Consider the following 13,746-nt stretch of genomic DNA (forward strand, 5'->3'; position numbering starts at 1 on the left):
CCTGCCCTGTAAGACTTAGTTGTGGTGACGTACGGCGCGCAGGAACTCCTGGCGGGTATTCTGGCTCGATTTAAACAGACCGCCCAGCGAGGTTGTAGTGGTCGCACTGGTGGCATCGCGCACGCCGCGCGCTTTCACGCAGTAGTGAACCGCGTCGATAGAGACGGCCACGTTATTGGTGCCCAGCAGCGTTTGCAGCGCGGTCAGGATCTGCTGGGTCAGACGCTCCTGCACCTGCGGACGCTGAGCGAAGAACTGCACGATGCGGTTGATCTTCGACAGGCCAATCACCGTGTCTTTAGGGATATACGCCACGGTCGCTTTACCGTCGATGGTCACGAAATGGTGTTCGCAGGTGCTGGTTAGCGTGATATCGCGAACCGTCACCATCTCATCCACTTTCATCTTGTTTTCAATGACGGTGATTTTCGGGAAGTTGGCGTAATCCAGGCCCGAGAAAATTTCGTCGACGTACATTTTTGCGATGCGGTGCGGCGTCTCCATCAGACTGTCGTCACTCAGATCGAGATTCAGCAGCTCCATGATGTCGGTCATATGACCGGCAATCAGACGCTTGCGGGTTTCATTGTCCAAGTCCTGTACGGGCGGACGCAGTGGCGTTTCAAGACCGCGCGCAACCAGGGCTTCGTGGACCAGGGCAGCTTCTTTACTGAGTGATGACATTTTGTTCTCCTGCAGGTGTGGCGTCTTTTGCCCTCGTTGTGGCAAAAGTATGCGTTCATTGTGCGTGAGGCGGCGCACATAATCCAGTATTCACGACGATAATTATTGCAATTGCTGTTGCCTTTCAGCGTGACGATTCCAGACCAGGGCTCCTCCAACGAACAGCGCCACGCCCGCCAGCCCCAGCGCCGGCTCCAGCCGGTGGGTAAGCCAGGTTGATAACGCCGAAGTGACGGGGCCAATCAATTGCCCAATCGCATACCCGGTGGTGAGCAGGCCCGCCATATAGCGCGTGTGGTTTGGCGCCAGCTCGCGACCGTATAAAAGAGAGAGCTGCACGGCACACAAAAAGCCGCCGCCCACCAGCAGTCCGCCCGTCAGCAACCCGCCAATCCCCGGCAGCAGCCAGGCCGCCAGCACGCCCGCCCCCTGTAACCACAGTACGATAGCCAGCCTGCGGTTAGCCGTTGAGGTATGGCGTAACAGAATACTGAGCGCAATCCCCACCACGGCGGCGAGACCAAAAATCGGCCAGACAAACTGGGCAAACAGGCTGCCGGGAAAACGCACGGCCGCCATTTGCGACAGGAAGGTCGCCGGGAGGATATAGCCAAACCCGGCCAGGCTGTAGCTCCAGACCAGACGCGTCAAATCCGCCGTCAGCACCAGCGGCTCCGGCGCGGTGCCGGGTCGATGGAGCTGCCCGGATCGCGGCAGGTAGCGCGCCACCAGGGCAATCAGCACCAGCGCCAGCACGCCGTAGATTTGCCATGCCGCCCCGGCCGACAGGGACTTCGCCTGAATATAGACGGCGAGCAGGCCGCTCAGCGCAATGCCTGCCCCCGGCCCGGCAAATACGGCAGCGCTCAGACCCGGTTTACCCAGCTGTCCCAGCCGTTCGTTAGTCCAGGCGGCAATGAGAACCATCGACCAGCCGCTCATGCAGCCGATGACAAAACGCAGCAGGCCGTGCACGACGGCGTTCTCCGCCGCCGCGGAGAGCAGCGTCAGCGCCACCGCGCCGGTGATGCCAAGCCAGAGGCGCGTTTCAACGAAGCGGTGCGCACGCATCGCATCCCACGCGCCCACCAGATAGCCCAGATAGTTCATCGCCGCCACCAGACCCGCGCTGGTCAGCGTAAGCTGTCCGGCAGCAATCATCAGCGGCACCTGGGGCGTAAAGGCAAAGCGCCCTATCCCCATCGCCACCACCAGCACGACAAACCCACTGAGCGCAATACGCAGCGCCATGACCGCTCCAATTGTTAAAGAAAAGTAAATTTATGATGCAGCATCTCGCCGTCTGGCGAAAGTGAAAGTTACTCACAGGTCAATGAAAAGGCTGTATTATGGTTTTTATGAATACGCATTCTCATTAAGGAGCCCTGCATGGAACTGCTCGAAGAGCACCGTTGTTTTGAAGGTCGACAGCAGCGCTGGCGGCACGACTCCACCACCCTGAACTGTGCAATGACGTTCAGCATTTTCCTGCCGCCGACGGAAAATCCACCGGTTCTGTTCTGGCTTTCCGGCCTGACCTGCAACGACGAAAACTTCACCACCAAAGCGGGCGCGCAGCGTATTGCCGCCGAGCTGGGCATTGCGCTGGTGATGCCAGACACCAGCCCGCGTGGCGACGATGTGGCCGACGATGCCGGATACGACCTGGGCAAAGGCGCCGGGTTTTATCTCAATGCGACCGAGCAGCCCTGGGCGCGCCACTACCGCATGTATGATTACCTTCGTGATGAACTTCCTGCGCTGGTGCAGTCGCAGTTTGCGGTCGGCGAGCGCTGCGCAATCAGCGGCCACTCAATGGGCGGACACGGCGCGCTCATCATGGCGCTGAAAAATCCGGGGAAATACGTCAGCGTGTCGGCATTTGCACCGATTGTGAACCCAACACAGGTGCCGTGGGGGCAGAAAGCCTTCACACACTATCTGGGTGAGGATGCGGAAAAATGGCAGGCATGGGACAGCTGCGCGCTGATGCTGGCCAGCAAAGCTGAAGAGGCCATTCCCACCCTTATCGATCAGGGTGATGCGGACCAGTTCCTCGCCGGACAGCTACAGCCTGCGGTGCTGGCAGAAGCGGCACGCCAGAAAGACTGGCCGCTGACGCTGCGCATTCAGCCGGGATACGATCACAGCTATTACTTCATTGCGTCCTTTATTGAGGATCATCTCCGCTTCCATGCGGAGCATTTATTTGCATAAGCGCTGCCTGTTTTGCCCGGTGGCGCTTCGCTTACCGGGCCTACGGGCCTGTGCCCTTATGTAGGCCGGGTAAGGCGCAGCCGCCACCCGGCACATTACCCCATCAGAACTTATAATCCACACCGACAAAGTAGCGACGGCCATCTTCCGTGTAGCTGTAATCGTCGCGGCTCAGATCTTTGTCCAGCAGGTTCTGCACGCCCGCACGCAGCTTCACGCTTTTCGTCGCCTGCCACGCGGCGCCGGTATTCCAGATAACATAACCACCCGGCGTTGGGTCGCTGCTGGTCAGCGCGCGTTTCTCACCGGTGTAGTTGCCCTGAACATAGAACGACCAGTCCTGCGTCGCCTTCCAGTCAACGGTCCCGTTGGCGGTATGGAACGGCAGATCGGACAGCGGCTTGTTGCCACCGTTGCTGATATCACGACCGTCGTTGTAGGTGTAGTTCAGCGTCACTTTCCAGTCGTCCGCCAGCGGGAATTTCAGCTCGGTCTCCACCCCGCGGATGCGCGCCTTGTTGACGTTGTAGTAGCGGAATATCGGTTCACCGTCCGCATTCAGGCCAACATAGTTAGGGTAGCTCTGCGCCTGCTTCGCATTGGCCGTACGGCTGATGCTGATGCGGTCATCGACGTTATTCTGGAAGGTGGTCACGCTGGCCTGCACGCCCTCTAACCAGCCCTCTTCCCCGCTGTAGTACAGACCGAACTCGAAGCTCTCGCTGGTCTCCGGTTTCAGATCCGGGTTACCGACAATCTCACAGGCACCGCGGCACGAGCCGGTGATCCAGTCCGGGCTCAGCTGCAGCAGTGACGGCGCTTTAAACGCGGTCGCCCAGCCCCCTTTCACCGTTACGGTATCGGTCGCGTTGTAGACCAGATAGGCGCGCGGGCTCCAGTGGTTGCCGTAGGTATCATGGTCATCCATACGGATGCCGGTGGTCAGCGCCAGAGGTTCAAAGATACGCCACTCGTCCTCCAGGAACAGGGCATACTGGCTTGTCGACGTACTGCTGCCGGAACCGCCCGTCAGGTTGACCGGATCCTTCAGCTTATCGTGACGCCATTCGCCGCCGAAGGTCATCAGCTGGTTGATGTCGCCCAGCGGCAGCACGTATTTCCCGTCCACCGCGTTGCTCTCGGAGGTGATCGTATTGCTGTTGCCCGGGTTTTTGTTATCCACCTTCTCGCCGTACACCTTCAGCTCGCTGTTGCCGACGCCCCAGCGGCCGTTGTGGCTGAGAGAGTAGTTCTGACGCTCAAGGCGGTTTTTGTCGAGAGAATCCGAGTCACGATCCTGACGGTCGAAACCGTAGCCCGCCGTAAAGTCATGATTTTCAGACGGCGTCCAGGCGAACTCCACATTCGCATCGCGGCTGGTGAAGCCTTCAATGCGCGGTGTTTCACCGCTCGCCGTGGTAGAGGACTTCTGCTGACCGTCTTTCTCACGCTTTGCGAGGCTACCGTAGGCTTTCAGCCCCAGCAGACCGTCCACCAGCGGACCGCTGGTATAGAATTGACCGTTGTAGGTGTCTCCACGGTCGCGATGTTCCTGAATTGTGGAATCGGCGCTCAGAGTACCCGTCCATTTCTGGCCGATTTTTTTGGTGATAATGTTTACCACGCCGCCCAGCGCATCGGAGCCGTAAAGAGAAGACATCGGCCCACGCACCACTTCAATTCGTTCGATGGCGTCAACCGGCACCCAGTTGAGGTCGAAATCATTATGGCGGAACACCGCGTTACGGGAATTGACGCGCTTGCCGTCGATCAGGATCAGCGTGTAGCTGCTGTCCAGTCCGCGAATACTTACCCCTTTACGGTTGTCCCCTTCGCTCGTGAGCTGCACGCCCGGCACATCCCGTAACACATCTTTCAGGTTCTGAACGGGTTTGCGCTGCAAATCTTCCTGGGTGATGACGCTGATGCTTGCCGGTGCGTCTTTCAGGTTTTGCTCGGTCGCGGAGGCCGTAACAACCATTGTGTCGCCGGATTCCGCTGCGATAACAGGCAGGGCCAGGGACATTGCGGACGCGCAAAGTCCTCCCCTGACGAAGGGATTCAACCTAAACATTCCATATCTCCATGAGGTAAATACAACTCAATCAAATCATCATTGCTCACAGCGTCTTCCTGGCCGCCCACATCTCCGGTGGGTCGGTGACACGCTTATTTTTGATAACGATAAAGCAAACGATAATTATTATCAATTAAATTGTTAAGAAATATATCTTTGTTTCAGGGGGCGGGAATAAAAAAGCCCGCTCAAACGAGCGGGCTAATAGAGAGGAAGTGCGGTTATTGTTTAAATCGTTCCGGGAATTCCATTTCACTGTAGCGAACGAAGTGTGTTCCTTTCGTCAGCTTGTAACCAAACCAGATGACGAGGAACAGCGGAATGCCAATGTAGGTTGCCGTGACGGCGCCCCAGTCAATGGTGTCCGCCAGGAACGCTTCATAGTTCTGTCCCAGCGTAATGATCAGGCACAGAATGAAGGCGAAAATGGGACCCAGCGGGAAGAAGCCGGAGCGATACGGCAGCTGGTTAACGTCATAACCCTGTTTGACGTAGCCACGGCGGAAACGATAGTGGCTAATGGCAATCCCCAGCCAGGCAATAAAGCCCGTCATCCCGGAGGTGTTAAGCAGCCACAGGTACACCGTCTGGTTGCCAAACATAGAGGTCAGGAAGCACAGACCGGCGATCACCGTAGTGGCGTATAGCGCGTTACGCGGTACGCCGCCACGGGACAGCTTCGCGAAAATACGCGGTGCTTTACCGTCGCATGCCAGCGTGTAGAGCATACGGGTGGACGCGTACATCCCGGAGTTACCGGCTGACAGTACAGCGGTCAGGATAACGGCGTTCATCACTGCCGCGGCAGAAAGCAGACCGGCGTGCTGGAAGACCAGCGTGAACGGGCTAACGCTAATGTCTTTAACGTCATTACGCAGCAGGCTTGGATCGGTGTACGGAATGATCAGGCTGATAATCAGGATCGCGAACACATAGAACAGCAGGATACGCCAGAAGACCTGACGAACCGCGCGCGGAATATTCTTCTCCGGGTTCTCTGACTCACCGGCAGCAATGCCAATCAGCTCGGTTCCCTGGAAGGAGAAGCCGACAATCATTGCCACGCCAATCATTGCCGACAGTCCACCGGCAAACGGCGCATCGCCTATTGTCCAGTTACTCCATCCCGCAGGTTCTGCGCCTTTGAAAATACCAACGATCATCGCCACACCGACGACGATAAAGATGATGACGGTTGCCACTTTGATCAAAGAGAACCAGTATTCCGCTTCGCCGAAACCGCGCACGGAGATGTAGTTCAGCAGGAAGATGACGGCCAGGAACAGGGCGCTCCAGATCCAGCCCGGCGTATCCGGGAACCACCAGTTCATCACCAGCTGTGCGGCGACAAGGTCAACGGCGATGGTGACCGCCCAGTTGTACCAGTAGTTCCAGCCCAGCGCGAAGCCGAAGCCTTCTTCAACGTATTTTTGACCGTAGGTCGAGAACGAACCGGATACCGGCATGTACGCGGCCAGTTCGCCGAGACTGGTCATCAGGAAGTACACCATCAGGCCAATCAGGATATAAGAGAAAAGTGCCCCACCCGGGCCGGCTGCCGAAATCGTTGCGCCAGAGGCAACGAAAAGACCTGTACCGATTGAGCCGCCAATGGCGATCATCGTCAGGTGACGCGCCTTGAGTTCACGACGTAGCGTGGGCGCTTCTGTGGTTTTAATTTCTGAAACCATATGAAAATGCTGTCCATTTAATAAATGAGGCGCGATTGTAGCAGACGATCCGCGTTCCTTCCGGCAGAAATACTCAGTTATAAGAGAGCTTCATGACGCGGCCAGGATTATAAGTAAAGCATAATTTTTCCCTCTCCCCTTTGGGGTGAGGGACGCTGTCAGATTTCGCAATAGCGCAGAAAACGCTGCAGGGAGCTGGAAAGGTGTTTCTGACGATGATGAATGCACCACAGCGTGCGCACCAGCTTCGGCAGCGGGATGGGGATTTCAACCAGCGATCCGGTTTCAAGCTGTTCGGCAATAACGCGCCGGGAAAGACAGCTGATGCCCAGCCCGTGGCGCACGGCGTGCTTAATGGCCTCAGAGTTCCCAAGCTCCATCCCTAACTGGAAATGCGGCAGATGGGAAAGCAGCAGATAATCGACAATTTCACGCGTGCCGGAGCCCTGCTCGCGCAGGATCCACTGCGCCTGCGCCAGCCTCTCCAGCGTCACCTCTCCCTGCAATAACGACGAGGCCGGGGACGCAAACACCGCCAGCTCGTCTTCCAGCCAGGGCTCGGCAATGATATCAACGTTATGGCAGGGACCTTCGATGAGGCCGATATCCACACGGAAGTCGATCACTGCGTTGATGACGTCCTGGCTATTGCCCACGCTCATCTCCAGCGGCAGGCTCGGGAAATCCCGGCGGTAGCGGGCAATCACTTCCGGCAGAATGTAGTTCCCGATGGTGCTGCTGGCGTAAACGCGGATCGCACCGTTATCTTCGCGGAACAGCTGCTCGATTTCGATTGCCTGCTCGAGCAGCGCCAGCGCGCGCGGATAAAGAAGACGACCGTGCTCGTTGACCACCAGACGCTTGCCTACCCTGTCAAAAAGCTGAACGCCCAGCTGTCCTTCAAGATCGGTTAACGCCGCGCTGACCGCAGACTGTGAGAGCGCCAGCATTTGTGACGCCTGGGTCGTCGAGCCGCTTTTCAGCACCTCGGCAAAGACTTCCAGCTGACGCAGAGTAATGTGCATGGTTGCTTACCACTTATATAGATTGATTATAAGTATATAATCAATTTTATTTTTAAGCCAGAGCGCCGTAACCTTTAGCCAGACAAAGGAGAAGGTTATGTCAGAAATCACCTTACAACATCATCGTACAGTGTGGCACTTCGTGCCGGGTCTTGCGCTCAGCGCTGCAGTCACCGCCGTAGCGCTATGGGGCGGCAGCATCCCGGCCATCGCAGGCGCAGGTTTCAGCGCGCTGACGCTCGCCATTTTGCTCGGCATGGTCGTGGGTAACACCGTTTACCCGCATATCTGGAAATCCTGCGACGGCGGCGTAATCTTTGCCAAGCAGCATCTGCTGCGTCTTGGGATCATTCTTTACGGCTTCCGTCTTACCTTTTCGCAGATTGCGGATGTGGGTGCGAGCGGGATCGCCATCGACGTTCTGACCCTGACCAGCACCTTTTTACTGGCCTGTTTTATCGGCCAGAAAATGTTTGGCCTGGACAGGCAAACCAGCTGGCTGATCGGTGCCGGGAGCAGTATCTGTGGCGCAGCGGCGGTGCTGGCCACGGAACCCGTCGTGAAGGCCGAAGCCAGCAAGGTAACGGTGGCGGTAGCGACGGTGGTGATCTTCGGTACGCTGGCGATTTTCCTCTACCCGGCCATGTATCCGCTGGTTGCCCACTGGTTCAGCCCGGAAACCTACGGCATCTATATCGGTTCGACCATGCACGAAGTGGCCCAGGTGGTCGCTGCAGGACATGCCATTAACCCGGACGCCGAAAACGCAGCGGTGATTGCCAAAATGCTGCGCGTGATGATGCTGGCCCCGTTCCTGATTTTCCTGGCCGCACGGGTTAAACAACTGGCTCCGGCGGGCGGCAGCGAGAAAAGTAAAATCACCATTCCGTGGTTTGCGATCCTGTTCATTGTTGTGGCGATTTTTAACTCCTTCCACCTGCTGCCGAAAGCGGTGGTGGATATGCTGGTGACGCTGGATACCGTACTGCTGGCGATGGCCATGGCGGCACTGGGGGTGACCACACACGTCAGCGCGCTGAAAAAAGCTGGTGCGAAACCGCTGCTGATGGCGCTGGTACTCTTCATCTGGCTGATTGTTGGCGGCGGCGCGATTAACCTCGCGGTCCACAGCCTGATGGCATAAACCACTACATCCTTCTCCTGTTAACCCGCTATCATAAGCATTTCGGGTTAACAGGAGTCCCTTTATGAAATATGTTGGAGCGCACGTCAGCGCTGCAGGTGGCCTTGCGAATGCCGCCATTCGTGCCGCCGAAATTGAGGCGACCGCTTTCGCCCTGTTCACCAAAAATCAGCGCCAGTGGCGCACCGCACCGCTCACCGCTGAGGTGATTGATGATTTCAAAGCCGCCTGTGAGAAATACCGCTACGGGCCCGGCCAGATCCTCCCCCACGACAGCTACCTGATCAACCTCGGTCACCCGGTTGAAGAGGCGCTGGAAAAATCCCGCGAGGCGTTTCTTGATGAAGTACAGCGCTGCGAACAGCTGGGGCTGACGCTGCTGAACTTCCATCCGGGTAGCCATCTGATGCAGATCGACGAAGATGCCTGCCTGGCGCGCATTGCCGAATCCATCAACATCACCCTGGACAAGACCAAAGGCGTTACCGCGGTGATTGAGAATACCGCTGGTCAGGGCAGCAACCTCGGCTTTAAGTTCGAACATCTGGCGGCGATTATCGACGGCGTGGAGGATAAATCCCGCGTGGGCGTGTGCATTGATACCTGCCACGCGTTTGCCGCCGGTTATGACCTGCGCACCACCGAGGCAACGAAAAACACGTTTGATGAGTTCGAGCGCATTGTGGGCTTTAAGTACCTGCGCGGAATGCACTTAAACGATGCGAAAAGCGCCTTTGGTAGCCGCGTTGACCGCCACCACAGCCTGGGCGAAGGCAACATTGGCCACGATGCGTTTCGCTTTATTATGCAGGACGCCCGCTTCGACGGTATTCCGATGGTGCTGGAAACCATTAATCCGGACATCTGGGCAGAAGAGATTGCCTGGCTGAAGGCACAGCAACCCGCTGAACAGGCGGCATAAAAAAAGCCGGGTGCGTAATGCAACCCGGCTTTTTTGTTGTTTATCGCTTACGCTGCTTTTGCCACAACTTCCGCTTCCGGACGTTTCAGCACCGCGTAAGAGAGGCCCGCCACCAGCGTACCGGCAACAATCGCCAGCAGGTAGCCCAGTACCGGGGTGATGGCGCCAGGGATCAGCAGCACGAACAGACCGCCGTGTGGTGCCATCAGCTTCGCACCGACAGCCATAGAGATCGCCCCCGTTACCGCACCGCCTACGATACAGCACGGCAGCACACGCATTGGGTCACGCGCCGCGAACGGAATCGCCCCTTCGGTGATGAAGCACAGACCCAGCACCAGCGCGGCTTTACCGCCTTCCTGCTGCGCTTTATCGAACTTACGACGGGCAATAATCGTCGCCAGACCGAGCGCCAGCGGAGGCACCATACCTGCCGCCATGATCGCCGCCATTGGCGCGTAGGTCTGGGTACTCAGCAGGCCCACACCAAAGGCGTACGCCGCTTTGTTCACCGGACCACCCATGTCGGTACACATCATGCCGCCGAGGATTGCACCCAGCAGAACCGCATTCGCGGTACCCATGGTTTGCAGCCAGTGAGTCAGACCCGCCAGGATGCCCGCAACCGGCTTACCAATCAGGTAAATCATCGCCAGACCGACCACCAGGCTGGAAATCAGAGGGATGATCAGGATCGGCTTCAGCGCTTCCATACTCTGCGGCAGCTTCAGCTTCGAGCTAATCAGCTTCGCGACGTAACCGGCGAGGAAGCCCGCGATGATACCGCCGATAAAGCCGGAACCGGTGCTCACGGCCAGCATGCCGCCGATAAGACCCGGCGTCAGGCCAGGACGGTCAGCAATGGAGAAGGCAATAAAGCCCGCCAGAACCGGCACCATCAGGGCGAAGGCTGAGCCACCGCCGATCTGCATCAGCGCAGCCGCCAGCGTACCTTGTTCTTTAAACGCGGTGATACCAAACGCGAACGAGAGCGCGATACACAGACCGCCCGCGACCACCATCGGCAGCATGTAAGACACACCGGTCAGCAGGTGGCGATAGGCGCCAGCGGACTCTTTCTTCCCTTCCGTCGCGGTCTGACGCGCGCCGGTTGCCTGATACGGCTTCGCTTCTACCAGCGCTTTATCAAACTCCTGCGCGGTCTTTTTCAGCGCCAGGCCGGTGGAGGTACGGTACATTGGCTTACCGGCAAATTTCGCGAGGTCCACTTCGATATCCGCCGCCACAATCACCAGATCGGCCTCCGCCACTTCTTCAGGGGTGATCGCGTTGCCGGCACCGACGGAGCCGCGTGTTTCAACTTTTACCCACCAGCCGCGTTTTTTCGCTTCGGTTTCAATGGCTTCAGCCGCCATAAAGGTGTGAGCCACCCCCGTCGGGCAGGCCGTCACCGCCACAATGCGTTTCGGGCCCGTGGCCGTAGCCGGTGCCGTCGCGACAGGCGCGCTGTAGACAGACGCATGACCTTTCGCTTCGCTCAGGAACAGTTCCGGGTGTGCCACCGCGCGATTAATATCGCCCAGCCACACTTTTTTGCCGTTCAGCGCACTGTCAGCCGGGATTTTGTCGCCCAGGACAATGGCCAGTTCTGCATCGCCTGGATTATCGATAATCTCCAGATGTGCTTTTTGTGCCGCCGCGCCTAGCAAGGTCTTCGCCATATAGGCGCGAGCCTGTCCGAGACCGGAGTCAATGATCAGCAGCGTTTTCATTATTCCTCTCCTGCTGTTAGTTAAAAGGTTTTAAGTCAACGCGCGCCATCATCGCGGCTAACTGGGTACGATCGGTAATACCGACATTGCTCTGGCTGACGGCCAGGGCAGCAACGGCAGTGGCAAGACGTAAGGTATGTTCACTGGATTCCCGCATCAGCAGACCATAAATCAGGCCGCCAACCATGGAATCCCCTGCGCCAACGGTACTCACAACTTCCATTGACGGCGGTTTGGCGATCCATTCGCCAGACGCGTTAACCCACAACGCGCCTTCTGCACCAAGCGAGATCACCACGTGAGCGATACCCTGCTCGCGCAGCGCATGGGCAGCGTCAATCACATCTTTTAATTCTGGCAGCTTACGACCCGCCCAGATCTCCAGCTCGCGGCGATTCGGCTTCACCAGCCACGGTGAGGCTTTCAGGCCCGCAACCAGCGCGTCACGGCTGCTGTCAAAAATGATGCATGGGCACTGGCTGCGCAGGCGCGTCATCCAGTCGGTAAAGGCTTCCGGGCTCACGCCGGACGGCAGGCTGCCGCTGACGCAGACCATGTCAAACTGCCCCAGCCAGGTCAGCGAGTCGTTGACAAAGCGCTCCCAGTCAGACGCCGTCACTTCGAAGCCCGAGAAGTTCAGATCGGTTACTTCACCGTCTTTTTCCGTCAGCTTAACGTTGATACGGGTACGGCCCTGAACAACCTGAAAACGGTTGGCAATGCCCAGCTCGCTGAACAGCTGCTGGAAACCGTCCTGATTGTCTTTACCGAGGAATCCGCCCACGGTGACATCAATACCGAGATCCTTGAGCACTTTCGCGACGTTAATCCCTTTGCCCGCAGCATGCAGGCCGGTGGTACGCACGAGGTTGACTTCGCCGCGCTCAATTTCCGGGCAAAATCCTACCAGGTCATAAGCCGGGTTCAGCGTAATAGTCGCAACACGTCTGCTCATTATGCGCCCTCCCCCAGACCTGCCGCGATGGCATCGCCAATCGCTTTCAGCGCCTGTTCAGCATCGGCACCCTGCGCGGTGAAACGCAGACGATGGCCTTTCTTCACGCCCAGCGCGACCACTTTCATCAGACTACGGCCGTTGGCCGGTTTGCCCGTGCCGTCAAGATTCGCCACGGTAATCTCACTCTCGAATTGTTTAATGGTATTCACCAGCATGGTGCCCGGACGGGCATGCAGGCCGTGTTCGTTACGCACCACGAACTCCGCGGTTTGCACGTCATCCGTCAGCGCATCATCACTGGTCAGCAGTGCCAGCACGGTGGAGGCATCAGCGTTCAGCAGCTTTTCAGCTTTGTTGTTCAGCAGCAGGTCGCCCAGACGCTTCAGCACGGAAACCGGCTGTTCATCAGCCATCGCCACGGTCACCAGCATGGCCGCGCGTTCGCCTTCTACGTCAAATGCCGTGGCCGCACGGCTCACGGCAATCGCACTGCGCAGGTTGCCTTCAGCACTGTCGTTCAGCCAGATACCCTGACCCAGATTCAACGGCTTATCGTTAATCACGCGCGTCACAAAGGTGGCATCCGCCGCGCCGGCTTCTTTCAGGCGGCCCGCGTTCAGCGCCTGCAGCGTCACCAGATCGGAAGCAACTACATCCAGCGTCAGCGTTTCATTATCCAGTTTCAGCGCTTCACTCTGTTTTTCGCCCATCAGCAAGGCGCGCAGCTCTTCCGCGGTGGTGGCGGATTTAAGCTGTTCAGCCACCGCGTCATCGCTCAGGACATGCGTCAGCTGACGCAGCAGACCTAAGTGTTCGTCGCTGCTGGCCGCGATACCGATGGCCACATAGGCCACCTGACCGTCTCCCCAGAGAACGCCCTGCGGGAACTGGTAAACCTTAACGCCGGTTTTCAACACCTGATCGCGGGTGTCGGTGGTGCCGTGCGGAATGGCGATCCCATTGCCGAGGAAGGTTGAGGTCTGCTGCTCGCGCGCCAGCATGCCGTTGACATAGCCGTCCGCGACGTTACCCGCCTGCACAAGCGCAGCGGCAACCTGGCGAATAGCCTCTTCTTTATCCCCGGCCTGAGCGCCCGGGTGGATATCCTGAACAGATAACTGGAACATGGTTCTCCACTCCTGCTGAACTTGAATCGTTTCAGCTTTAATGAGAAAAAATGCGCTAGCCTGCTCCGTTTGTTAAAACAAGATAGCGCTGAAACGTTTCAAAAAGTCTTGCGCTTTCTGCAATGCCTTGCAAGAAAACTCGTATTTCAGATTGCAGAATTTAGAGAT

At 57.7% G+C, this 13,746-nt stretch carries 11 protein-coding genes; 3 read left to right on the forward strand and 8 right to left on the reverse strand.

Annotated features, from left to right (window positions below):
* Positions 1-15 precede the first annotated feature (15 nt).
* Positions 16-684, reverse strand: a complete 669-nt coding sequence (gene folE, locus BMW97_RS14595; RefSeq protein WP_008500927.1) for a GTP cyclohydrolase I FolE — start codon at positions 682-684, stop codon at positions 16-18.
* A gap of 102 nt (positions 685-786) precedes the next feature.
* Complete coding sequence (locus BMW97_RS14600) at positions 787-1,935, reverse strand: YbfB/YjiJ family MFS transporter (RefSeq protein ID WP_045908681.1); 1,149 nt, start codon at positions 1,933-1,935, stop codon at positions 787-789.
* Between the two features lie 138 nt (positions 1,936-2,073).
* On the opposite strand from BMW97_RS14600, the gene fghA reads away from it, so the two are divergent.
* On the forward strand, positions 2,074-2,901 hold the full coding sequence (gene fghA / locus BMW97_RS14605) for an S-formylglutathione hydrolase (protein ID WP_045908682.1): 828 nt from the start codon (positions 2,074-2,076) through the stop codon (positions 2,899-2,901).
* Positions 2,902-3,004: 103 nt separating this feature from the next.
* Here fghA and cirA read toward each other — a convergent pair whose 3' ends face one another.
* The 3 genes from cirA to yieE all read right to left on the reverse strand — a co-directional run bounded on the left by cirA (position 3,005) and on the right by yieE (position 7,694).
* Positions 3,005-4,975 (reverse strand): catecholate siderophore receptor CirA, encoded by a 1,971-nt coding sequence (gene cirA, locus BMW97_RS14610; RefSeq protein ID WP_090392967.1) that lies wholly within the window; start codon positions 4,973-4,975, stop codon positions 3,005-3,007.
* Between the two features lie 224 nt (positions 4,976-5,199).
* Positions 5,200-6,669 (reverse strand): amino acid permease, encoded by a 1,470-nt coding sequence (locus tag BMW97_RS14615; protein ID WP_008500931.1) that lies wholly within the window; start codon positions 6,667-6,669, stop codon positions 5,200-5,202.
* A 158-nt stretch (positions 6,670-6,827) separates the two neighbouring features.
* Positions 6,828-7,694: a DNA-binding transcriptional regulator YeiE gene (gene yieE / locus BMW97_RS14625; RefSeq protein ID WP_090392969.1), complete on the reverse strand. Its 867-nt coding sequence runs from the start codon at positions 7,692-7,694 to the stop codon at positions 6,828-6,830.
* A 97-nt stretch (positions 7,695-7,791) separates the two neighbouring features.
* Here yieE and BMW97_RS14630 point away from each other — a divergent pair, with 97 nt between their 5' ends.
* Positions 7,792-8,838, forward strand: coding sequence for a YeiH family protein (locus tag BMW97_RS14630; RefSeq protein ID WP_045908685.1), 1,047 nt, complete (start codon positions 7,792-7,794; stop codon positions 8,836-8,838).
* 64 nt (positions 8,839-8,902) lie between these two features.
* Positions 8,903-9,760: a deoxyribonuclease IV gene (gene nfo / locus BMW97_RS14635; RefSeq protein ID WP_045908686.1), complete on the forward strand. Its 858-nt coding sequence runs from the start codon at positions 8,903-8,905 to the stop codon at positions 9,758-9,760.
* A 47-nt stretch (positions 9,761-9,807) separates the two neighbouring features.
* Here nfo and fruA read toward each other — a convergent pair whose 3' ends face one another.
* From fruA to fruB, 3 genes are read right to left on the reverse strand one after another with little or no spacing between them, the layout of a single operon-like run.
* Complete coding sequence (gene fruA / locus BMW97_RS14640; protein WP_063622106.1) at positions 9,808-11,493, reverse strand: PTS fructose transporter subunit IIBC; 1,686 nt, start codon at positions 11,491-11,493, stop codon at positions 9,808-9,810.
* Between the two features lie 16 nt (positions 11,494-11,509).
* A complete protein-coding gene (fruK, locus tag BMW97_RS14645) occupies positions 11,510-12,448 on the reverse strand; it encodes a 1-phosphofructokinase (protein ID WP_045908688.1) in 939 nt (312 codons plus the stop codon).
* On the reverse strand, positions 12,448-13,578 hold the full coding sequence (gene fruB, locus BMW97_RS14650) for a fused PTS fructose transporter subunit IIA/HPr protein (protein WP_063622107.1): 1,131 nt from the start codon (positions 13,576-13,578) through the stop codon (positions 12,448-12,450). The genes fruK and fruB overlap by 1 nt, the downstream gene beginning before the upstream one ends.
* Positions 13,579-13,746: the final 168 nt, after the last annotated feature.

It is taken from the genome of Enterobacter sp. NFIX58, from assembly GCF_900110475.1.
GTDB classification, from domain to species: Bacteria; Pseudomonadota; Gammaproteobacteria; order Enterobacterales; family Enterobacteriaceae; genus Enterobacter; species Enterobacter quasiroggenkampii.

Excerpts from the sequence above, each read along its gene's own strand:
- folE (WP_008500927.1), bottom strand. The coding sequence starts at position 684 with ATGTCATCACTCAGTAAAGAAGCTGCCCTGGTCCACGAAGCCCTGGTT.
- BMW97_RS14600 (WP_045908681.1), bottom strand. The coding sequence starts at position 1,935 with ATGGCGCTGCGTATTGCGCTCAGTGGGTTTGTCGTGCTGGTGGTGGCG.
- fghA (WP_045908682.1), top strand. The coding sequence starts at position 2,074 with ATGGAACTGCTCGAAGAGCACCGTTGTTTTGAAGGTCGACAGCAGCGC.
- cirA (WP_090392967.1), bottom strand. The coding sequence starts at position 4,975 with ATGTTTAGGTTGAATCCCTTCGTCAGGGGAGGACTTTGCGCGTCCGCA.
- BMW97_RS14615 (WP_008500931.1), bottom strand. The coding sequence starts at position 6,669 with ATGGTTTCAGAAATTAAAACCACAGAAGCGCCCACGCTACGTCGTGAA.
- yieE (WP_090392969.1), bottom strand. The coding sequence starts at position 7,694 with ATGCACATTACTCTGCGTCAGCTGGAAGTCTTTGCCGAGGTGCTGAAA.
- BMW97_RS14630 (WP_045908685.1), top strand. The coding sequence starts at position 7,792 with ATGTCAGAAATCACCTTACAACATCATCGTACAGTGTGGCACTTCGTG.
- nfo (WP_045908686.1), top strand. The coding sequence starts at position 8,903 with ATGAAATATGTTGGAGCGCACGTCAGCGCTGCAGGTGGCCTTGCGAAT.
- fruA (WP_063622106.1), bottom strand. The coding sequence starts at position 11,493 with ATGAAAACGCTGCTGATCATTGACTCCGGTCTCGGACAGGCTCGCGCC.
- fruK (WP_045908688.1), bottom strand. The coding sequence starts at position 12,448 with ATGAGCAGACGTGTTGCGACTATTACGCTGAACCCGGCTTATGACCTG.
- fruB (WP_063622107.1), bottom strand. The coding sequence starts at position 13,578 with ATGTTCCAGTTATCTGTTCAGGATATCCACCCGGGCGCTCAGGCCGGG.